The organism is Maribacter luteocoastalis (genome assembly GCF_048890225.1).
Taxonomy (GTDB): Bacteria; Bacteroidota; Bacteroidia; order Flavobacteriales; family Flavobacteriaceae; genus Maribacter; species Maribacter luteocoastalis.
The window spans coordinates 110,174-130,528 of the sequence record NZ_JBMFZG010000002.1 but is presented as its reverse complement, the minus strand read 5'-3'; the positions used below and the strand labels follow the sequence as shown (position 1 = coordinate 130,528).

21 protein-coding genes are annotated in these 20,355 nt (G+C 37.9%); 4 read left to right on the top strand and 17 right to left on the bottom strand.

Going from position 1 to position 20,355, the window contains the following annotated elements; all coding sequences use genetic code 11:
* Window positions 1–31: 31 nt before the first annotated feature.
* From ACOCEA_RS05095 to pdxA, 8 genes are all read right to left on the bottom strand, one after another.
* On the bottom strand, window positions 32–337 hold the full coding sequence (locus ACOCEA_RS05095) for a hypothetical protein (RefSeq protein ID WP_420755131.1): 306 nt from the start codon (window positions 335–337) through the stop codon (window positions 32–34).
* Window positions 338–367: 30 nt separating this feature from the next.
* The gene (locus ACOCEA_RS05090; protein WP_420755130.1) at window positions 368–586 is read right to left on the bottom strand and encodes a cupin domain-containing protein; all 219 of its coding nucleotides are present in this window, start codon (window positions 584–586) and stop codon (window positions 368–370) included.
* A gap of 402 nt (window positions 587–988) precedes the next feature.
* Window positions 989–2,341, bottom strand: a complete 1,353-nt coding sequence (gene accC, locus ACOCEA_RS05085) for an acetyl-CoA carboxylase biotin carboxylase subunit (RefSeq protein ID WP_420755129.1) — start codon at window positions 2,339–2,341, stop codon at window positions 989–991.
* Between the two features lie 74 nt (window positions 2,342–2,415).
* Window positions 2,416–2,910: an acetyl-CoA carboxylase biotin carboxyl carrier protein gene (gene accB / locus ACOCEA_RS05080; protein ID WP_420755128.1), complete on the bottom strand. Its 495-nt coding sequence runs from the start codon at window positions 2,908–2,910 to the stop codon at window positions 2,416–2,418.
* Between the two features lie 27 nt (window positions 2,911–2,937).
* Complete coding sequence (locus ACOCEA_RS05075) at window positions 2,938–3,936, bottom strand: beta-ketoacyl-ACP synthase III (protein ID WP_420755127.1); 999 nt, start codon at window positions 3,934–3,936, stop codon at window positions 2,938–2,940.
* Between the two features lie 237 nt (window positions 3,937–4,173).
* Window positions 4,174–4,371, bottom strand: a complete 198-nt coding sequence (gene rpmF, locus ACOCEA_RS05070; RefSeq protein ID WP_420755126.1) for a 50S ribosomal protein L32 — start codon at window positions 4,369–4,371, stop codon at window positions 4,174–4,176.
* Between the two features lie 7 nt (window positions 4,372–4,378).
* A complete protein-coding gene (locus ACOCEA_RS05065; RefSeq protein WP_420755125.1) occupies window positions 4,379–4,909 on the bottom strand; it encodes a YceD family protein in 531 nt (176 codons plus the stop codon).
* A gap of 129 nt (window positions 4,910–5,038) precedes the next feature.
* Window positions 5,039–6,085 carry a 4-hydroxythreonine-4-phosphate dehydrogenase PdxA gene (gene pdxA / locus ACOCEA_RS05060; protein ID WP_420755529.1) on the bottom strand — a complete coding sequence of 349 codons (1,047 nt, stop codon included), beginning with the start codon at window positions 6,083–6,085 and terminating at the stop codon, window positions 5,039–5,041.
* A 58-nt stretch (window positions 6,086–6,143) separates the two neighbouring features.
* Between pdxA and ACOCEA_RS05055 the strand changes: the two genes are divergently transcribed.
* Window positions 6,144–6,728 (top strand): riboflavin synthase, encoded by a 585-nt coding sequence (locus ACOCEA_RS05055; RefSeq protein ID WP_420755124.1) that lies wholly within the window; start codon window positions 6,144–6,146, stop codon window positions 6,726–6,728.
* 13 nt (window positions 6,729–6,741) lie between these two features.
* On the opposite strand, the gene ACOCEA_RS05050 is transcribed toward ACOCEA_RS05055, so the two are convergent.
* Complete coding sequence (locus tag ACOCEA_RS05050; RefSeq protein ID WP_420755123.1) at window positions 6,742–7,827, bottom strand: acyltransferase family protein; 1,086 nt, start codon at window positions 7,825–7,827, stop codon at window positions 6,742–6,744.
* Between the two features lie 11 nt (window positions 7,828–7,838).
* Window positions 7,839–9,650, bottom strand: a complete 1,812-nt coding sequence (locus tag ACOCEA_RS05045; RefSeq protein ID WP_420755122.1) for a sodium:solute symporter family protein — start codon at window positions 9,648–9,650, stop codon at window positions 7,839–7,841.
* Window positions 9,651–9,740: 90 nt separating this feature from the next.
* Between ACOCEA_RS05045 and ACOCEA_RS05040 the strand changes: the two genes are divergently transcribed.
* The gene (locus tag ACOCEA_RS05040; RefSeq protein WP_420755121.1) at window positions 9,741–10,478 is read left to right on the top strand and encodes a sulfite exporter TauE/SafE family protein; all 738 of its coding nucleotides are present in this window, start codon (window positions 9,741–9,743) and stop codon (window positions 10,476–10,478) included.
* 8 nt (window positions 10,479–10,486) lie between these two features.
* Here ACOCEA_RS05040 and ACOCEA_RS05035 read toward each other — a convergent pair whose 3' ends face one another.
* The 7 genes from ACOCEA_RS05035 to nirB form a co-directional block, all read right to left on the bottom strand.
* Window positions 10,487–11,050 carry a hypothetical protein gene (locus tag ACOCEA_RS05035; RefSeq protein ID WP_420755120.1) on the bottom strand — a complete coding sequence of 188 codons (564 nt, stop codon included), beginning with the start codon at window positions 11,048–11,050 and terminating at the stop codon, window positions 10,487–10,489.
* A gap of 346 nt (window positions 11,051–11,396) precedes the next feature.
* Window positions 11,397–11,762 carry a DUF7009 family protein gene (locus ACOCEA_RS05030; RefSeq protein ID WP_420755119.1) on the bottom strand — a complete coding sequence of 122 codons (366 nt, stop codon included), beginning with the start codon at window positions 11,760–11,762 and terminating at the stop codon, window positions 11,397–11,399.
* Complete coding sequence (locus ACOCEA_RS05025) at window positions 11,752–12,345, bottom strand: precorrin-2 dehydrogenase/sirohydrochlorin ferrochelatase family protein (RefSeq protein ID WP_420755118.1); 594 nt, start codon at window positions 12,343–12,345, stop codon at window positions 11,752–11,754. The genes ACOCEA_RS05030 and ACOCEA_RS05025 overlap by 11 nt, the downstream gene beginning before the upstream one ends.
* On the bottom strand, window positions 12,335–14,176 hold the full coding sequence (locus ACOCEA_RS05020; protein WP_420755117.1) for a sensor histidine kinase: 1,842 nt from the start codon (window positions 14,174–14,176) through the stop codon (window positions 12,335–12,337). Before ACOCEA_RS05020 ends, ACOCEA_RS05025 begins: the two co-directional genes overlap by 11 nt.
* Before the next feature lie 15 nt (window positions 14,177–14,191).
* Window positions 14,192–14,782 (bottom strand): DUF4202 domain-containing protein, encoded by a 591-nt coding sequence (locus tag ACOCEA_RS05015; RefSeq protein ID WP_420755116.1) that lies wholly within the window; start codon window positions 14,780–14,782, stop codon window positions 14,192–14,194.
* Window positions 14,783–14,845: 63 nt separating this feature from the next.
* A complete protein-coding gene (nirD, locus tag ACOCEA_RS05010; RefSeq protein WP_420755115.1) occupies window positions 14,846–15,223 on the bottom strand; it encodes a nitrite reductase small subunit NirD in 378 nt (125 codons plus the stop codon).
* A 41-nt stretch (window positions 15,224–15,264) separates the two neighbouring features.
* Window positions 15,265–17,781 (bottom strand): nitrite reductase large subunit NirB, encoded by a 2,517-nt coding sequence (nirB, locus tag ACOCEA_RS05005; protein WP_420755114.1) that lies wholly within the window; start codon window positions 17,779–17,781, stop codon window positions 15,265–15,267.
* 125 nt (window positions 17,782–17,906) lie between these two features.
* Here nirB and cobA point away from each other — a divergent pair, with 125 nt between their 5' ends.
* Entirely contained in the window at window positions 17,907–18,680 is a 774-nt protein-coding gene (gene cobA, locus ACOCEA_RS05000; protein WP_420755113.1) for a uroporphyrinogen-III C-methyltransferase, read from the top strand.
* 242 nt (window positions 18,681–18,922) lie between these two features.
* Window positions 18,923–20,350, top strand: a complete 1,428-nt coding sequence (locus ACOCEA_RS04995) for an MFS transporter (RefSeq protein ID WP_420755112.1) — start codon at window positions 18,923–18,925, stop codon at window positions 20,348–20,350.
* The last annotated feature ends 5 nt before the right edge of the window (window positions 20,351–20,355 follow it).

The window sequence follows — 20,355 nt, the reverse complement described above, 5'->3', positions numbered from 1 at the left end:
TATTTAGGCATTATGACGTTGTAGCTTTTGGTTAGCGGCTTTTATTATAATTTATTCCTATAACCTTTGCAATTACACCTAAGGTTCTTACAAGTATATCTGGAGGATTTACGGCAATGATTTCTTTTCTGTAATTCTTCATTAGAGTACCAAATAGTAACAAGGTCTTGAGGTTTTTCATACTTACTTTGTTGGTTTTCCTGTTTTTTGCCAATTCTACTACTTTACAAACGTCTTCAAAATAGTCCTCAATATTTAAAGCTGGTTCATGGGTGTTATAGACTTTTACAATTTTATCCGTAGAGTTTCGAAATGCATGTTTTACTCCACTATCCACTTTTAGTTTATCCCCTTTCTTTGTGCTTATCTATTTGTCTTTAATATAAACCTCCATTTCTCCCTCAAGTATGTGATACGTTTCAATAGCTTCTGGGTGTACATGATACAATGGGTCAATCATATTACATTTTGGTAATAGTTCCCACTCCAAGTCCAATGATTTTCCGTCTGTATCTTTTTTGCTCTTTACAACGGTAAAGACCATTCCAAGCGGAGACATATCTAAAATATGATTCTTTACTGCCATTTTGTTTTTTATTGGTTATTATTCAGCTCTTGTTCAATTAGTAACGTCCCAAAATACGGCTACTGGTTAAAAACAGACAGTGTATTTATCTCCGATATTCGCTGTTTTAAGCTCTAAAAATAAATGTAATCTAATTATATTGTCCCTGTTATACATACTAGTAAGCATCATGTAGCCTTTATTAAGGACGGGGCTAAATATTGCCAACAAAAGGATATCATCATTGCTGATAAACTACTTTTACGAACTAAGATACTAAAATCAATAGTAGATAGCCGGTTATTCTTATGGGAACCTATTTTGGTGCCAACTACCGTGTTCAATGGATTCTTGCTTTTTCTATGTAGTAGCGCATAGTGCATCCCATAAAAAAACTCCAACATTGCTGTTGGAGTTTTAATTTTATTCTTCCGGTTTCGGGTCCATCTTAAAGTCGTTCATAAAGGCTGTGGTATAATTGCCTGCCAAATAATCGGGATTGTCCATCAACTGTCTGTGAAATGGTATTGTTGTTTTAATACCCTCAATAACAAACTCATCCAATGCCCTTTTCATCTTGTTGATGGCCTCTTCCCTTGTTTGGGCGGTGGTTATCAACTTGGCAATCATAGAGTCATAATTTGGTGGAATGCTATACCCGCTATATACATGCGTATCCATTCGCACACCATGTCCTCCTGGCGTGTGTAATGTTGTTATCCTGCCTGGCGAAGGTCTAAAGTTGTTATAAGGGTCCTCAGCATTTATACGGCATTCAATAGAGTGCAGTTTTGGAAAATAATTTTTACCTGAAATGGGCACCCCTGCGGCAACAAGAATTTGCTCACGTATTAAATCATAGTCTATTACCTGCTCTGTAATAGGGTGCTCTACTTGTATACGGGTGTTCATCTCCATAAAATAGAACTTTCGGTGCTTATCCACCAAAAACTCAATGGTACCGGCCCCTTCATATTTTATAAATTCTGCAGCTTTAACCGCTGCTTTTCCCATGGCATCACGAAGCTTGTCCGTCATAAATGGCGATGGGGTTTCCTCTGTTAATTTTTGGTGCCTTCGCTGTACGGAACAATCCCTTTCTGATAAATGACAAGCTTTACCATATTGATCGCCAACAATCTGTATTTCTATATGTCGTGGCTCCTCTATCAATTTCTCCATATACATACCGCCATTACCAAAGGCTGCGGTTGCTTCCTGTACGGCACTTTTAAAAAGATCGTCCATGTCCTCTTCCTTGAAAACCGCACGCATTCCTTTGCCACCACCACCTGCGGTAGCTTTGATCATAACAGGGTAGCCCATTTTCTTGGCTACTTTTTTGGCATCGGCAACGTCTTTTAATAAACCTTCAGAACCAGGCACACACGGCACACCTGCCTTTTTCATAGTTTCTTTGGCCGTCGCTTTATCACCCATACGGTCAATTTGGTCACCTGAGGCGCCTATAAACTTAATTTCGTGCTCCGCACAGATACGGGAAAATTTGGAATTCTCTGAAAGGAAACCATACCCAGGGTGAATAGCATCTGCATTGGTAATCTCAGCCGCAGCGATGATATTCGGTATCTTTAAGTAGGATTCGCTACTTGGTGCAGGGCCTATACAAACAGCTTCGTCTGCAAAGCGTACATGTAGGCTTTCCTCATCTGCCTTACTGTAAACGGCAACGGTTTTTATTCCCATTTCCTTACACGTACGAATCACACGTAAAGCAATTTCCCCTCTATTTGCTATCAGTATTTTTTTAAACATCTTCTACTATTTTAATGTGAAGTCTTTTTCTTGATCATTAATATGTATTACTAATGACCTAGCTTAATTTCCTGTTAAGAGGGATCAACCAAGAAAAGTGGTTGGTCAAACTCAACTGGTGAAGAATCATCTACCAATACCTTCACGATAGTACCCGAAATCTCAGATTCAATGTCATTAAACAACTTCATAGCCTCAATAACACAAAGAACGTCCCCAGCGGAGATAGTATCACCAACTTCAACAAAAGATGGTTTATCTGGAGATGGCTTTCTGTAAAAAGTTCCAATAATAGGAGACTTAATAGTGATATACTTATCGTCCTCTGACTTTTTATCCTCTGCTGCTGTAGTTGCTGAGGCAGCTACTGGTTGATCAGCCTGTGCTGGCGACATTGCCGGCATTGATGGCTGGGTCATTGGCATTGTATGTACATACGTTGGTTCATTGCCGCTAACTAGACTGCCCGTTCTTATAGTAATCTTGATATCATCTGTCTCCAATTTAACTTCACTTGCCCCTGATTTGGCAACGAATTTAATTAGGCTTTGAATTTCTTTAATATCCATAGTTTCAAAATGTTTTAGTTGGTTGTATTAATTGTTATAGGCCCATTTTAAGTAAATGGAACCCCATGTAAACCCGCCTCCAAAGGCAGCAAAAACAAGGTTATCTCCTTTTTTTAGTTGTTCTTCATAATCATTAAGCAATAATGGCAGTGTAGCTGATGTAGTATTGCCATATCTCTGAATGTTCATCATAACCTTAGAATGATCTAGCCCCATGCGATTTGCTGTTGCATCTATAATTCTTTTATTGGCTTGATGCGGAACCAACCAAGCTACATCAGCATCTGAAAGGTTATTTTTTATCATTATTTTCTCGGCTACATCGGCCATATTTGAAACAGCAAATTTAAAAACTGATCTTCCATCCTGAAAAATGAAGTGTTTTCTATTTTTTACTGACTCTTCCGTAGCTGGCATTATAGAACCTCCACCTTCCATTCCCAAAAACTCACGTCCTTTTCCATCCGCCCTCAAATACTCATCTTGTAATCCTAGGCCTTCTGTGTTGGGTTCAAATAATACGGCACCTGCACCATCCCCGAAAATAATACACGTAGTACGATCTGTATAATCTATGATTGATGACATTTTATCAGCTCCTATTAAAAGAACTTTCTTGTACCTACCGGACTCTATGTAACTTGCAGCTGTAGACATCCCAAAAAGAAAACTAGAACATGCTGCCAAAAGATCATAGGCAAAAGCATTTACCGCACCTATCTCAGAGGCAACAAATGCCGCTGTTGAGGCTACCATGCTATCTGGTGTTGCCGTCGCAACAATAACCAAATCTATTTCTTCCGGATTTAGGTTTCTCTTTTCAATAAGTTGAGTGGCAGCTTGTATTGCCAAATAAGAGGTTCCCTCCCCTTCTTCCTTTTTTAAAACCCTTCTTTCTTTAATTCCTGTTCTTGAAGTGATCCATTCATCATTAGTATCCACCATATCCTCCAACATTTTATTGGTAAGGATAAATTGGGGAACGTAGCCTCCTACTGCAGAAATGGCCGCTGTTATTTTGGTCATATTTTATATGGTTTCTTTTAAAAACGTTCAAAAACACGTCAAAAGTTGTGAAAATTAATGATTTTCATCGACTTTTTATTAGTAATTAACCTGTTTTTAAAAATTTATGAATTACTAAGAATTATCTATTCAAAATTAAGAGCACGGTTAAATATCTAAAGTTCATTAATTTAGAACTAAAAAAAACTCCCAACTTCAAATGAAGTTGGGAGTACCTTATATATTTTTTAAAGCCTATTAAGCTTCTGCCTCTTCTGTTTTATCCACTAAAACTTGACCTCTATAGTAAAGTTTTCCTTCGTGCCAGTGCGCTCTGTGATACAAGTGCATTTCACCTGTAGCGCTATCTGTAGCCAACGTAGGGGCAACCGCCTTATAATGTGTTCTTCTCTTGTCTCTCCTAGTTTTGGAAATCTTTCTTTTAGGATGTGCCATTTAAACCTTATTTATCCGTTAATAGTTTTTTTAATTCGTCCCATCTGGGATCGTTCTCTTTTTTATTTTCGCCTTTTTCTTTTGGTTGAAGCTCTTGTAACCTATCCAATGCTTCCGATTTTAAAGTGCCATCCGCAATACCTGGGTGTACTCTTTTTTGAGGTACGGCCAACACCAGCATCTCATATACATATTGTGCAATGTTCACTTTATGTTCACCATGTGGAAGAATCAAAATTTCATCATCCTCATCATTAAATTCCTCTCCAAACTTAATAATTAAACGTAGTTCTGAAGTTATTTCTTGGTCGTAAGGCTCATTGGTTATATCACAATGAACATTTACGGTGCCTGAAGCTTCAAAATCTAGTTCCATAATCGTCGCCGTCTTGTTTAAGACAACATCCAAAACGATTTTGGCATTATTAAATTCATCGTATCCAAAAGATTCAAAGAACGAATTGTCAATTTCGAAATTAAAGTTGTGCTTCCCTTGCTTCAATCCTGAGAAAGGAATGTTAAACTCCTTTTGCTTCATTTTGTACAACACTTAATTTAAACTGATTACCTTAAAAGGCGGGTGCAAAGATACTATTATTTTAATAACCAGCAATAGTTATCAACTATTTATCTGTATAACTTTTTTAGTTTGCATTCTAGGGATGTGTTACCGTTTTATGCGTTGTTTTTTTAGCACATTTTCAGTCAACTGCAAATATTCCGTACGATTCCTAAAAATCCTCAATGCCATAAAAACGGCTTCTTTGAACGAATTGTGATCCGCTTTGCCCGTGCCTGCTATCTCATAAGCCGTGCCATGGTCTGGTGAGGTTCTTACCTTATCCAAACCAGCGGTAAAATTAACACCTTTGCCAAAAGAAAGTGTTTTAAAAGGTATTAAACCTTGATCGTGATACGCTGCGAGTATGGCGTCGAACTTTTTATACCCATCAGAACCAAAAAAACTATCTGCAGAATACGGGCCATAAACTAAATGTCCCATATTGGCCATTTCTTCGATTACCGGTTTTAGAACTTCTTTGTCTTCCGTTCCAATAACACCATCATCCCCGCTGTGGGGATTTATACCAAGCAAGGCTATCTTGGGCTTGCGAATACCAAAATCCATCATTAATGATTTTTCTATAGTATTTACCTTATCGCGTATCAATCTAGGGATGATAGCCGCGGAAACATCCTTTACCGCAACATGATCGGTTAATAAGCCCACCTTTAAATCATCGGTTACCATAAACATTAAACTATCACCGTTTAATTCCTTGGCCAAATAATCTGTATGCCCAGGAAACTTAAACGTCTCAGACTGTATATTATTCTTATTTATGGGTGCCGTGACCAACACATCAATATCTCCCTTTTTCAGGGCATCAACTGCGGCAACCAAAGACTTTAAAGCAAATTCACCACCTTCTTTTGTGGCCTGGCCAAATTGAATCTTTGGTACTTCTTTCCAAACATTAACAATATTAAGTTTGCCATCTATTGCCTTTGAAGCGTTTTGGATACCATGAAAAGGAATTGACAAATTCAAGGCTTTCATTTGAAAAGAAATCGTTTTGTTTGAGGCAAATATCACAGGTGTGCAAAAATCCAACATCCTACTGTCCTCAAATGTTTTTAAGGCTACTTCACAGCCAATACCATTTAAATCCCCAATAGATATGCCTAATCTAATTTTCCCGTTTTCGTCCATTATATCTGTACCTTTGTCATGAAATTTGATTAACAAAATTACTTAAATAAAACGACACATGTTTACCGGTATCATTGAAACATTGGGCAAAATATCTTCTATAGAGGCCAATGGTAGTAATATAAATTTTACAATAGAATCAAATATAACCCCTGAACTAAAAATAGACCAAAGTGTATCACATAATGGCGTTTGTTTAACAGTTGTGGGCATCACAGGTAATAATTACACGGTTACTGCCATTGCTGAAACCCTAAAGAAAACCAATCTGGGGCAACTAAAAATTGGTGATGTGGTAAATTTAGAGCGCGCCATGATCCTGGGCACAAGGTTAGATGGTCATATTGTACAAGGGCATGTAGACCAAACAGGGACGTGTACAGCAATAAAGGAAGAAAATGGTAGTTGGTTATTTTCATTTACCTATGATGCATCAACTGGGAATCCCACCATTGAAAAAGGATCTATTACCATAGACGGCACTAGTTTGACCGTGTTCAATTCTGGCAAAAACACTTTTGATGTAGCCATAATTCCTTATACCTATGAACACACCCGTTTTAGCACCTACAAAATTGGCAGCATAGTTAATTTAGAATTTGATGTTATTGGTAAATATGTGGCAAAACTAATGCAACAATAAGTAGTACTACCAATTACACTTTAATAAATATCTTCTTTTTATAAAGCACATATGCCAATAAGGCATAGAATGCAACTACCGTTAATGCATATAGCAAGGAAGAGGTTTCCATTGATATAACGTTATTTACGTATATCTTTTGAAATAACCAGCCGTGTAAGGATGTATCCCCTACTTGAATTTGGCCCATAATTTTGGCAATAAAACTAGATAAGAAATATACGATGATTGCATTGGCGCCAGTATATTTAAAAATACTCCCAAATTGAATTTTCTTGATATCCGTAATATAATAGATCAAGGCCAAAATTAAATTGGCCCATCCAGCGGTAACCAAAACAAAACTGCTAGTCCACAACGCTTTATTAATTGGGAATACGATATCCCACAAATGACCAACTATTAAAAGGCTTCCACCAATACCCATTAGAATGGTTGCTTTCTTCTCTTGTTTTGACAGCAAAACAAGTCCTGTAAACACCCCTAATAAAGAACTCGCAATAGACGGAATTGTACTTAACAAGCCTTCTGGATCGTAATCCGGTTTATAGTTGTGGGAACCAAACACTTTAACGTCTATCCAATTGGCTAAATTATTGGGTGCTCTTTCCAAGGTAGAAGCAACTCCTTCTACCGGAACCAAGGTCATTAACAGCCAATACCCAACTAAAAACGTTATGGTTATACCCAACAAGGTTTTCCAATTACAATTGATAAATAATACCGATGTAAAAAAGAAGACAACCCCAATTCGCTGCAGTACACCAGGAAAACGAATTTCTGACCATTCCTTTATAAAAGGAAAACTAATTAGGAAAGCTCCTAGAAACAAACCCAGTCCAATTAATTTAAGGGTTCTAACACCTATCTTCTTATAGGTAGCCGAATTAACCGATTTATTTTTATAGGAGAAAACAATAGATGTCCCTACAATAAACAAAAAGAAAGGAAACACTAAATCTGTTGGTGTGTACCCATGCCATTGCGCATGTCTAAAAGGTGCAAATACATTTGTCCAGGTTCCCGGCGTATTAACCAATACCATCAAAAGTATGGTAGCACCCCTAAATATATCAACTGATACTATTCTCTCTTTCATAATATTAATGCTTAAAGTATATCGTCTTTCATTTTGTTCCAAGCCTTAATCAATAATGTACCTGATACCAATGCCACACCAGATAGCAATAAGGCAGAAGTTGTTTTTCCATAAATCCAATACCCTGTGGCGAACATAATGGAATAGATAAGTACCACACCCAAAAGCATGGCGGTTATTCCAGCAGGAACACTCCATTTTTCACCTGACTTAACTATTTCCTCATTATCAAGATTTGCCTTTTCTACAACTTTTTTCCAACCGGGTCCCCCTGGTTGGATCTTTTTATAAAATGAGCGCAAGGTGGCGTCGGATTCGGGCTTTGTCAACAAGGTTACTGCGACCCATATAACAGTGGTTACCACAACAACAAATGGGTAGTTGGCCCATTCTGGAAATACTCCGGTGTCTGGTGCAAAGAGGTAATTGCCTAGATTGCTCTTTACCATTAAAATTGATATTATTCCAGAAACAAACATTGCTGTAATCTCACTCCAAGCATTGATACGCCACCAAAACCAACGCAAAATAAATACCAGCCCTGTTCCTGCGCCAAAAGTGACTAGCAAATCAAACACTTCAAAGGCATTTTGAAGGGTTAGCGCCAATAATGCACTTAGCACCATTAAAACCACGGTTGAAATCCTGCCAACGGCCACCATCTGTTTTTCAGTTGCGTTTGGGTTGATCTGTTGCTTATAAAAATCAAATACAATATAAGAAGAGCCCCAATTTAATTGTGTGGATATCGTACTCATATATGCAGCAATCAAAGAAGCCAAAACTACACCTAAAAGTCCACTGGGAAGCTTAGTTAACATGGCGGAATAGGCCAAATCATGTCCCAACTTACTTTCCGCCACATTTGGGAATGCCTCAGCGATACTGGCAATGTCAGGATATACCACTAACGATGCCAAAGCCACTAAAATCCAAGGCCATGGACGTAACGCATAATGCATAATATTAAAAAAGAAAGTTGCCCCAATTGCGTGGTTTTCGTTTTTAGCCGCAAGCATACGTTGTGCGATATACCCACCGCCGCCGGGTTCTGCCCCTGGATACCAAGAACTCCACCACTGTACCGCTATTGGAATAATAAAAAGGGTAATCAACACTTTAGTGTTATCAAAATCTGGTAAAATATTTAATTTACCGGCAACATTTTCATTTTCCATTAAGGCGGCAACGCCGCCTACTTCTGGAATGTTCACTAAATAATATGCAGCGCCTATTGCTCCCGCCATTGCCACAAAAAACAGTAGAAAATCGGTGTAAACCACTCCTTTAAATCCACCAAGCGCGCTAAACACAACCGTAATCAAGCCGGCGCCAACAACAGTTTGCCAAGGTTCTAGGCCAAGCATTATGCCTCCAATTTTAATAGCGGCCAATGTCACTGATGCCATAGTAATGATATTGAACAAAGCGCCAAGATAAACCGCCCTGAATTTTCTTAAAAAACTAGCTGGTTTGCCCCCATATCGCATTTCATAAAACTCCAAATCTGTATTAACGTTGGACTTACGCCAAAGTTTAGCATAAACAAATACGGTAAGCATCCCTGTGATTAAGAAACACCACCACACCCAGTTACCCGACACCCCATTGGTTCTAACAATATCTGTGACCAGATTGGGTGTGTCTGTAGAAAATGTTGTTGCTACCATTGACAGGCCCAATAGCCACCAGGGCATAGTTCGCCCAGATAAAAAGAATTCGGAAGAGTTCTTCCCGGATTTTTTTGAAACATAAATTCCTATTCCTAAGACAAGTGAAAAGAAGACTATAATGAAACTATAGTCCAAAGTGCTTAATTCCATGGTTTGGTTATTTGTTGGTCACTAAAGATATAATAATTTAGGATACTTTTGTAGTTTGTGTATTTTCGCCCAGTCTTCTTAAATTAATCAATGGATATAAGCTTAACATCTTGGATACTTGCTACTATGGCCGCCTTTGTAATTGGCATGTCCAAGGCAGGTATTAAAGGTATTGCGGTTATCAACGTAACCTTCATGGCTTTGGCCTTTGGCGCCAAGGAATCTACAGGCATGGTCGTACCCCTACTTATTTTAGCGGATATTTTTGCGGTTATTTACTATAATAGACATACCCAATGGCACTATGTTTTTAAGGTGTTACCATGGATGGTTACCGGTGTCATTATTGGCGTATTTATAGGGAAGGACCTTCCAGAAAAAATATTTAAAATAGGAATGGCCATTATCATTATTATCACTGTTGTCATGATGTATTGGTGGGATAGAAAAAAGGTGAAAACTGTACCAACCCATTGGGCTTTTTCCAGTTCAATAGGCATTGTTGCGGGTATCACTACCATGGTTGGCAACCTTGCGGGTGCCTTTAGTAATATTTATTTTTTGGCTATGCGCCTGCCCAAAAATCATTTTATAGGAACGGCGGCCTGGCTTTTTTTAATTGTAAACATCATTAAGTTGCCCTTCCACATTTTTGTGTGGAACACCATATCAATGGAAAGTCTCTCGTTGAACCTTAAACTTTTGCCCGGCATATTTATCGGGTTCTTTGTAGGTATCCGTATCATTAAGTTAATAAATGAGGTCTTTTTTAGAAAGATGATCTTAGTACTTACCGCATTGGGTGCTTTTCTAATTATGTTGAGTTAAATTTAGCCCTACTTGTTACTCCCAAACACTTGGTCCTCATTGTGTTCACAGCTATAATGAGCCATATCTGCGAAGTACGCGGCTTGTTCTGCCGAATCTTTGACATTTCTTAACAACCGTTGGGTAATCCTCATGTAATATTGAAGGTTTCCAAGGGTATTGGCCGTTATGCCTTTTTTTGCATTCTCAAAAGCTTCATCTATGACATTTCTAGTATCCACAGTTTGTCTTTCCGAGGCAATCGTATTGCTTAATACATCCTTTGTTCCACACTGTTCTGAATAATAAAAAGCCTCTTCCATTTTTTCAGATGCGTCATAAGCTATGTTTACGGCCTCTCCTAACAACTTCTTAGCTATGTTAGCATTTTTTCTGGCATTCCTTGAATTAGCGTCAAAGCTTGCAATTTCCAATGAAGTGCTTAACGAATCTGTAAGCTGGGCAACTTGGTTCATATATTCTTGAACGTCTTTGATCTCACTTTTAAATATACTGCACTGAGTGAAAGAAAATTGTGGCGTTAGAACACCCACAAAAAAAACTACTATCCAAAGTTGTTTACTGTATTTCATGACTTGGGGGGATTTATACGATACAATAACTACATTAACAGTATTTTATTTTATTTTTTTGATTAACTGTATGGTAATCTGGATTTAAAGAACCTTAAGGCTACCGATTATTTTATGGAAATGAATTGAAAATTATATTTTAGAATGCCCGTAAAATTTAAAACCTCCATTAATCACCGAGAATTTTTGTGATACGATAAAGAAAAGGCAAAACCATAGTCCACCACTTGTTGTTTTGATATGAAATCTAATTGGCTGGGCAGTTCAAATCAAAATTTCACAAAGGAATCCTATCGACAATGTCCAGTCTGCATACTATGGTTAGGGCAGTGGTTTTCATTTTCCTCTAAATAGCTTTAGGATTTGGATAGTTGTCGGACTGGTCTTCTACCGTTTCATCCATACAAACAAAATCCTTTTCCAGTAAAAGTGAAAGTGCGTTGCCTTTTTTAGTTCTAACTACACAACTAAATCCCACCCTTTCACTTTGCCCCCAAAGTAAACTTTCCTTTTTATTAAGGTACATGGTGATAGTATCGCCAGCAAAATCGGCATCGAGCAATTTTACATCAACATCCGCCTGTAATGCATAGCCAAATTTCTTGCCATCAAAATTGGTCTCCTCTTTAATATATCCTTTAGTGCAAAATGTATCCACCTCGGTCTTTGTAAGCCTAAAGCGGACCGAGTTCCCTTTTATTCTAACTTTCATCCTTCATTTTTTTATTTACCAGACCCTTTGTAAACTCATTCAATGTTTCTACTTTCTCCTCAAAATCCCCTTTAATTGTCTTCCTATATTCATTTAGGTTTTTAACCAAATCATCTATATTTTCGGGAATTACATCCTCAAAAAACTGGCGTAACCTTTTTGCTGTGGTCGGAGATTTTCCGTTTGTGGAAATAGCCACTTTTACATTGCCCTTGGTCACGATCCCGCCCATATAAAAATCACAAAATGGGGGATTATCGGCAACGTTTACAAGAATGCTACGTTGTCTACAATCGTGGTATACCTGCTCATTTACCTTAACATCATCTGTAGTAGCCACCACCATGTGTTTATCCTGTAAATACTGGTCGCCATACATGTTTGAATACATTTTAACACCATAACGGTTTGCCAATGTTATAGTTTCCTCCCTAAACATTGGCGATACCATCTCTACCTTGGCGTTAGGGCTAGATTTGAGTAAAAAGGAAAGTTTTTCCAAAGCCACATTCCCTCCACCAACAATCAAAATATTCAATTGTGAGACTTTTAAAAAAATTGGATAAAGTTCATTACGCTCCATATAAGACTTTTTCTTTATTTGTTTTATAATTTATAGTCACCCTTGTTCCCTTACCCAACTCAGAATTAATGAACAAACGACCATTTATATAACTAATTCTTTCTTTCATAAAAAACAGTCCCATGCCACCTTCACTATTATTCTTTGGCGCTTTGCCTAGAATTGAGGTGTCAAAACCCTTGCCATCGTCATCAATTACCACACTAAGAACATCTTCCTTAAAATTTATGGTCACCAGAATATAATTTGCCTGTGCATATTTAATTGCATTGTTAACAGCTTCTTGTGTAACCCTGTATATGTTGGTTTCGGCCAGGGAATCAAACCGAATATTATCTTCTGTCCTGTTTTCAAACAGTATAGTTTTCCCTGTTAATTTGGAGAGTTCGATTGTCATCTTATGTAATGCGGGGAAAACACCATGGTCCTTTAATTCTGGAGGGGTTAAGTTAAAAGTGGCCGTACGTACCCCTTTTATCAAATCAGCGGTCAAGGATTTTAAATATTCTATTTTCTCGCCCGTTTTCCCTTTCTCATTAACATCAATTGACTCAATATTGAATCTTAAGGCTGTTAACATTTGACCTATACCATCGTGGATGTCCTTTGAAATACGTTTACGCTCCTCTTCCTGGCCTTCTACTATTTGACTTGCCTGCATTTTCTTTTGGAGCATTCTTTCCTCAAAATTTTGCTTTGTCAGTTCCTCTATCCTTAACTGGTTTTGCTTACGTTCCGTAATATCTGAACAGAGAATTAGAATACTATGCTTTGTACTGGATTGATGAATTGGTACAATAGACATATCCAACCAAAAATGTGATCCATCAATGGTTTTGATCTTCAGTTCCTCTGATCTGATTATATTTTTTCGTGTGCTTTTAAATACTTCCTTTAGGTATTGTTGTTGCCCTAATTCCACCGTCAATATTTCTGAAATTGGCTTGTTAATCTGGTTATCCGATAATCCTAATAACTCAAGAAACTTTTTGCTTATAAAAACAACACTGCCATCTTTACGGGCACTTGCAAAAAGAGCGGCATTGTCTATAATAAAATTTAGCTCCTGAAGTTCTTGAAGGGATTTTTCTTTCTCTACCAACAAGGTTTCCACCCGCTTACTGTTTAAATCGGATTCATTCTTTGTACGCAATAAATTTGAGATCGTACGACCAATCTGGATTGACAGCGGCTTAAATATGAACAACATCTCCAAAAGCAAAATGCCCAAAGAAAAAACCAGTAGAAAATATTCCTTCTGTTTTAAGTTTTGAAGTTTTTCTTTGCTTCTTTCATCATATTCGTTAACGATATCGTCCATTATTTGTAAAAAACTACGCTCATTTTCTAGCAGTATTCCCTTAATTTCGGTGAAGTTTTCTGGCGTACTATTCTTTTCATTTATAAGCGATTCAACAGCACTTGACATTGCTTTAAAATGTGGGTCAATTTCATTGAACAAGGAATTTAATCTAGGTTGTTGTTCAGTAGACAGGCTCATTGACAAAGTACCCGATTTTAGATTCTGATGCGAAACTTCCCAAACTTTTAAAGTCCCCTGTATTTCTGAAAGAATTTGATCTCGTTCATTATTTTCTGTCAAACCATCTAACAATAATACTTCTTTCACCAGTTTTTGGCTATAGGCACGCTGTCTCCCCGCAATATTAATAACCCTTGAATCATTTAATTGTGAATTTAAATGTAACTGAATCAATATTTGAGCCACTACTATCGTTAAGGCAATTCCTGCCAAGGCCAACAAATACCATTTACGAATCCTTTTAAAGGTTTCCGTATCCAATGCTTGTTGATCTTTACCCTTCATCATATCCCCTAGGTTGCATCAAGAATTTAGTGCTTTATTAATGATGGTCAACGATTTTTTAGAAAGCGGAAGTTCTAAGGCAGCAGCTTGCCCTTCATTTGACATTTTGCGCCAGGTCTTTTGTAAAATATCTATTATTTTTTCTTCTGGATGGCCATGTGCAAATGGTTCAAAATAAAACTCCAAAAACACCAAACAAATGATATCCTCCAATGTTTGGGTATCTTCATTCTTCTTTAACTGCTTCTTTTCTAAAAGGAATCTAACTTTTTCTATGGTTTCCTCATCATATCCAACTTCCTTTAAAATAGAACTGGCCCTTTCCGCATGGAATTTTTTAAGGTCTTGTCTCCATGTTAAATAACCAGCACGATTCATCTCATAGGATTCCCTAGGAATTTCCCATCTACAAATATGCTGGCAACGGGCAGTTAATTTTAATGCTTCTGAAGCATCTGGTTTAAACGTGTTTAGTTTTTCTGTCATCCTGATGGCATAAAGCAACTCTTTAGGGTATGCTTTGCCTAAATACTCTTCTACATTGGGGTCTTTGGTATTTGCCTTATCAAAAAGGAGAAAAGCCAGTTCCAATTTATTGGAATTTGCCATAGTATTATTTTAAACTAAGATACAATATTGCCATAAGTTACAATGTGAAATTGACTTTAACCACTATTCTAAAAAACCGATATATACATAACCGTCCTCAATCTTAATTGGATAGGTTGCGATAGCATCCAAACTCCCGTTCAAATTTTCGCCGGTTTTTAATGAGAACGTATTTTTATGCAGTGGGCAAGCTACCTTTGGTTCCATATTTTCCTCACCAATCATACCTCTTGACAATACCATCTCCATTTTATGTGGACAAAGATTCTGGCATGCATACCATTTCCCTTCCCTGGTAAAATTAAAGACAGCGATTTGTTTATCCTTGTATTTTATGCATGCCCCTCCATTTTTAGGGAATTTATTGGTCTCGGCAGCCTTGAACCATACTTTGGTTTGTTCCAAGGAAACAGATTCGTAGGTATTTAAATTTGTGATCATTTTTACTTCGTTTAGAAATTCAACCAGTTACTATTCTTTTCTTATGCCCATTCCTTAGGCATTTTTTGTTCCCTCAGGGAAACAAACTCAATATTATTATCCGTTTCTTCGGAATTTACAAAATGGGTATATCTAGCTCTAATTTCTGGATTTTCAATAGCTTCTGTCCATTCACATTTATAGGAATCAACCAAGGTTTGCATCTCTTTATCCAGTTCCTCAGAAATTCCCAGTGAATCATTTTTGACCACATTCTGCAAATAAGTAATGCCTCCTTCAAGTTTTTCCAACCATGCCGCTGTCCTAGTTAGCGGTGGGGCGGTCTTTATGTAAAACATAATAAATCGATCTACATATTTTACAGCCGTTTCCTTATCCACCTTTTCTGCCAATAGTTCTGCATGTTTTGGGTTGGCCCCGCCATTTCCGGCTACATAAACATTCCACCCTCCTTCCACGGCTATGAAACCAAAATCCTTACTTCTGGCCTCCGCACATTCCCTTATACAACCAGAAACCCCGCCTTTTAATTTATGTGGCGACCGTATTCCCTTATATCTGTTTTCTATCTCAATGGCAAAGCTTACACTTTCATCCATCCCATATCTACACCATGTGGAGCCTACACAACTTTTAACCGTTCTTAAGGATTTGCCATATGCTTGTCCGGTTTCAAAACCTTCCGCAATAAGCTCTTCCCAGATCAGGGGCAATTCATGAAGTTTGGCGCCAAACATATCAATACGCTGACCCCCGGTTATTTTGGTATACAAATCATATTTTTTGGCAATCCTACCCATGGAGATCAGTTGCTTAGGGGTAATTTCCCCGCCTGCAACCCTGGGCACTACTGAATACGTTCCATTTCTCTGGATATTTGCCAAGTATCTGTCATTACTATCTTGTATGGTTTCTTGCCTATTGGCTGTTTCATTAAATATGCTGGCAAAAATTGCTGCAATTGCAGGCTTACAAACCTCACACCCATTTCCTGTTCCTACCTCATCCAATAATATATCGTAATCTTGGATTCCTTTTAGCTTTACAATATCAAAAAGTTCCTGCCTAGAATAGTCAAAATGTTCGCAGATGCGTTCTTTTACCGTTTTGCCAAGAGTCTTTAGGCTCTCTTTTACTAAATCTGCGACCATGGGCTTACAGCCACCACATCCGGTTGTGGCCTTGGTAGCTTTGGCCACGGCTTTTACCGTTTCATGGCCATCTTCCAAAACAGAACAGCAAACAGCCCCTTTTGTGACCGCCTCACAAGAACAGATTACCGCGGTATCTGGGAGATCCATGGCACTACCAAAAGCCGAACCACCTTCTCCCCTTGAGCCAACAATTAACTCCTCGGCATTATCCGGTAGTGGCAAATTATTAAGGTACATTTGGTGCAGTATACTATAATCATTAGCATCGCCAACCATGATGCCCCCCAAAAGGGTCTTTCCATCATGACTTACATTGATTCTTTTGTAAATGCCTTTAGTCTTGTTTTCATAAATGATAGAAAGTCCTTTTGAGGCAGGCATATACGGAATGCCAAAACTTGCGACATCAACACCAATGAGTTTTAACTTTGTAGACATATCTATCTCTTTCTTCATAACCACCTCTACATTGTCAAGGATTTGATTTACGGCAACCTCTGCCATTTCATACCCGGGAGCAACCAAGCCATAAATCATTTGATTGTATAATGCCACCTCGCCGATTGCAAAAATATCAGGGTCAGAAGTTTGCATTTTGTCATTTACAATTATTCCTCCACGTACACCCATTTCCAAATCACAAGTCTTACCCAATTCGTCCCTTGGTCTAATTCCTGCTGAAACCACCAACATATCAACATTTAAACTGTCATCTTCACCAAAATCCATTCCCTCAATTGACCCATTCCCCAATATCCTATTGGTGGCCTTCCCCAAATGAATGTTAATGCCCATGTTCTCCAAGGTAAGCTGAAGAACATTACTACTTCTTGCATCTAATTGCCTAGGCATAAGTTTTGGTGCAAATTCCACTATATGTGGCTCTAGCCCCATATCCATGACCGCTTTGCCTGCCTCTAGGCCTAAAAGGCCACCGCCTAAAATGGCCGCCTTGCCATCAGGTTTGATTTTTTTTATTTCTTCCGCATAGGCCAACATACCTTCTAAATCCTCAATAGTCCTATATACGAATACACCTTTCTTTTCCACACCTTGAATGGGTGGTACGAAAGGTGAAGAACCAGTAGCCAGCACTAAATAATCGTAAGGATACTCTTTATCGGTCGCTGTGGTAACTGTCTTCGTTCTTCTATGAATATCGGTAATCCTTTCGTTAACCATAAGCTCTATATGGTTTTCGGCATACCAGTCCAATGAAGCCATCTCCAAAGCCTTTGCATCTTTGTTCTCAAAAAATTCACTGAGATGAACACGGTCATAAGCGGCCCGTGGTTCCTCTCCAAATACAATCAATTTATAATGGGAACTTTCAGCCTTGGCCACAAATTTCTCGCAAAATTTATAGCCTACCATTCCATTTCCAACAACTATAATGGTTTTCATATAATTTAAATTTAGAACTTCGAAACAATATTACGTATTTATACGTATTGTTTGCGTATTTTTTTAAAAAAAATTACGTACTATTGTTGTGGAATCCTCAAAAGAAACCATATAAACCAAGAACTATGGAAACTAATATCAATCCGAAAATAACCTTAGTAGGAGCTGGACCAGGAAGCAAAGACCTAATAACAATAAGGGGTTTGAAGGCTATAGAATCTGCTGATGTTATTTTATATGACGCATTAATCGCTATTGAACTACTAGATATGGTAAAAAAGGAAATACCTAGTATATACGTAGGAAAAAGATGTGGACAGCATTCATTTACACAAGACGATATTAATATCCTAATGGTAAAGAATGCTTTTGAACATGGTCACGTGGTAAGGCTCAAAGGTGGCGACCCTTTTATTTTTGGGCGTGCACAGGAAGAAATAGATTATGCTGAATCATTTGGTATACCTGTTACTGTTGTGCCTGGTATTTCAAGCGTGATAGCGGTACCTGAAAGCCAAGGAATACCTTTGGCCAAGCGTGGAGAAAGTAGTAGTTTTTGGGTAATGACCGCAACTAAAAAAGAAGGTTCCTTTTCTGAAGATCTTAAGTATGCTTCACGATCTTCTTCTACCATGGTAATAGTAATGGGTATTCGAAAATTCAAGGAAATAGTGACAGAAGTCAATAAATACAGAGATTCTAACACTCCTATTGCCATAATTCAAAATGGAACTTTTGAAGATGAATCCTGTGTGATTACAACTTTAGCAGATGCCATTGAAAAAGATTTTACCTTTGATATTTCCAAGCCAGGGATTATTGTAATTGGAAAAGTAGTGTCAGAACACCCTTCCTTTCTTAACGAGGAAGTTATGCGGGTGCTACATTCCGCCTTATAGCGATTTTGCTAGCCTTTTTGATTTTTAGTTTTACTTGGAGACTACTCATGAATTTAATGTCCCGTACAATAAAATAAAGATTTCATAATTTATGAAGGTGTATTTTCTAGATTTATAAATTTTCCTCTTCTGTATTTTTCTATAGCATAAAACTACGTATCAAAAGCAATATTTTATATATAATACGTATAAATACGTATTATAATATTTACTTTTGAGTGCTGTTTATTAAAAATTTTAGTATGGAGAATACCACCAACAAAGCAACCGCACTAAAGCTAACCAACATTAAAAGTGTTCCTATCCGTACTTTTTGGATTACTTCCATTGCATTTTTTATTTGCTTTTTTGCATGGTTCGGTATCGTACCCTTTATGCCAGATGTAGTAAAGGATTTAGGTCTAACGCCTGACCAAAAATGGAACTCAATTATATTGGCTGTAACCGGAACCGTTTTTGCAAGGTTGTTGATAGGGAAACTTTGTGATACTTACGGTCCTCGTTTATGTTACACTTATTTATTGATATTGGGCGCAATACCGGTAATTCTATTAGGTTTCGTACAAACACCATTACAATTTTTAATATGTAGATTGTTTATTGGCTTTATTGGAGCTTCATTCGTTATCACTCAATTTCACACCTCTATCATGTTTGCCTCTAATATAGTAGGAACCGCCAATGCCACTTCCGCAGGTTGGGGGAATTTAGGTGGAGGCGCCAATAGATTGGGCATGCCACTAATTGCGGCCGCTGTTGTAAGTTTTGGTATAGCCGACGAAATTGCTTGGAGGTATTCCATGATTATTGCCGGTATTATTGCGATGCTTATGGGGGTAGTTTACTATTTCTTTACCCAAGACACACCCGAGGGTAATTTTGCAGAGCTAAAAAAGCAGGGCAAGATGCCCGCCTTAAAAAAAGACGAGGAAAGCTTTTTTAAAGTAGTAAAGGATTACAGGGTTTGGATATTATTTATAGTATACGCAGCCTGTTTTGGCATGGAACTGACCGTTTACGGAACGATGGATGACTATTTACAAAATACATTTCAATTAAAAAGAACCACTGCTGGAAATCTGGTGTTATCCTTTGCCTTAATGAACATTTTTGCCCGTACTCTGGGCGGTTTCTTCGGCGACCGGTTTGGAAGATTAAAGGGCCTTCGAGGAAGGGTTCTTTTCCTAACTGTGATTTTGGTGGCAGAAGGTTTGATGCTATCCATATTTTCAACAACAACAAGTTTGGCTATAGGTATGGTGTTTTTAACTGCCTTTAGTCTTACCGTTCAAATGGCAGAAGGAGCCACATTTTCAGTAGTTCCCTTTATAAATAGAAAAGCCATTGGTTCAATATCGGGTATCGTAGGTGCAGGTGGCAATGTAGGTGCTTTTTTGGCCGCCCTTTTTCTTAAGTCAAAATCTGCAGTATCAGAAACAGCAGCATTGACCACAAATTTAAATTTAGGTGAGGAGGTTATGAGAACAGCACAAGCAGCAGCGGCATCAAATGCCGTTTCCAGCGGGTATTTCGTTATTGGTGGCTTTGTGGTTGCAACCGCCCTTACAACACTTGCTATAAAATTTTCTGTCGAGGATGAAAAAAAGGCTGCCTCCGAAATAAGCAAATCCGCACATACAAACCTGGTTCTATCAAGCAATAATTTATAAGGCCC

Excerpts from the sequence above, each read along its gene's own strand:
- accB (WP_420755128.1), bottom strand. The coding sequence starts at position 2,910 with ATGGATATTAAAGAAATTCAAAGCCTAATTAAATTCGTTGCCAAATCA.
- nirD (WP_420755115.1), bottom strand. The coding sequence starts at position 15,223 with ATGATCACAAATTTAAATACCTACGAATCTGTTTCCTTGGAACAAACC.
- pdxA (WP_420755529.1), bottom strand. The coding sequence starts at position 6,085 with ATGGACGAAAACGGGAAAATTAGATTAGGCATATCTATTGGGGATTTA.
- ACOCEA_RS05075 (WP_420755127.1), bottom strand. The coding sequence starts at position 3,936 with ATGACCAAAATAACAGCGGCCATTTCTGCAGTAGGAGGCTACGTTCCC.
- ACOCEA_RS05055 (WP_420755124.1), top strand. The coding sequence starts at position 6,144 with ATGTTTACCGGTATCATTGAAACATTGGGCAAAATATCTTCTATAGAG.
- ACOCEA_RS05090 (WP_420755130.1), bottom strand. The coding sequence starts at position 586 with ATGGCAGTAAAGAATCATATTTTAGATATGTCTCCGCTTGGAATGGTC.
- ACOCEA_RS05035 (WP_420755120.1), bottom strand. The coding sequence starts at position 11,050 with ATGAAATACAGTAAACAACTTTGGATAGTAGTTTTTTTTGTGGGTGTT.
- rpmF (WP_420755126.1), bottom strand. The coding sequence starts at position 4,371 with ATGGCACATCCTAAAAGAAAGATTTCCAAAACTAGGAGAGACAAGAGA.
- ACOCEA_RS05050 (WP_420755123.1), bottom strand. The coding sequence starts at position 7,827 with ATGAAAGAGAGAATAGTATCAGTTGATATATTTAGGGGTGCTACCATA.
- ACOCEA_RS05045 (WP_420755122.1), bottom strand. The coding sequence starts at position 9,650 with ATGGAATTAAGCACTTTGGACTATAGTTTCATTATAGTCTTCTTTTCA.
- ACOCEA_RS04995 (WP_420755112.1), top strand. The coding sequence starts at position 18,923 with ATGGAGAATACCACCAACAAAGCAACCGCACTAAAGCTAACCAACATT.
- ACOCEA_RS05040 (WP_420755121.1), top strand. The coding sequence starts at position 9,741 with ATGGATATAAGCTTAACATCTTGGATACTTGCTACTATGGCCGCCTTT.
- ACOCEA_RS05015 (WP_420755116.1), bottom strand. The coding sequence starts at position 14,782 with ATGGCAAATTCCAATAAATTGGAACTGGCTTTTCTCCTTTTTGATAAG.
- accC (WP_420755129.1), bottom strand. The coding sequence starts at position 2,341 with ATGTTTAAAAAAATACTGATAGCAAATAGAGGGGAAATTGCTTTACGT.
- ACOCEA_RS05065 (WP_420755125.1), bottom strand. The coding sequence starts at position 4,909 with ATGAAGCAAAAGGAGTTTAACATTCCTTTCTCAGGATTGAAGCAAGGG.
- cobA (WP_420755113.1), top strand. The coding sequence starts at position 17,907 with ATGGAAACTAATATCAATCCGAAAATAACCTTAGTAGGAGCTGGACCA.
- ACOCEA_RS05025 (WP_420755118.1), bottom strand. The coding sequence starts at position 12,345 with ATGGAGCGTAATGAACTTTATCCAATTTTTTTAAAAGTCTCACAATTG.
- ACOCEA_RS05020 (WP_420755117.1), bottom strand. The coding sequence starts at position 14,176 with ATGATGAAGGGTAAAGATCAACAAGCATTGGATACGGAAACCTTTAAA.
- ACOCEA_RS05030 (WP_420755119.1), bottom strand. The coding sequence starts at position 11,762 with ATGAAAGTTAGAATAAAAGGGAACTCGGTCCGCTTTAGGCTTACAAAG.
- nirB (WP_420755114.1), bottom strand. The coding sequence starts at position 17,781 with ATGAAAACCATTATAGTTGTTGGAAATGGAATGGTAGGCTATAAATTT.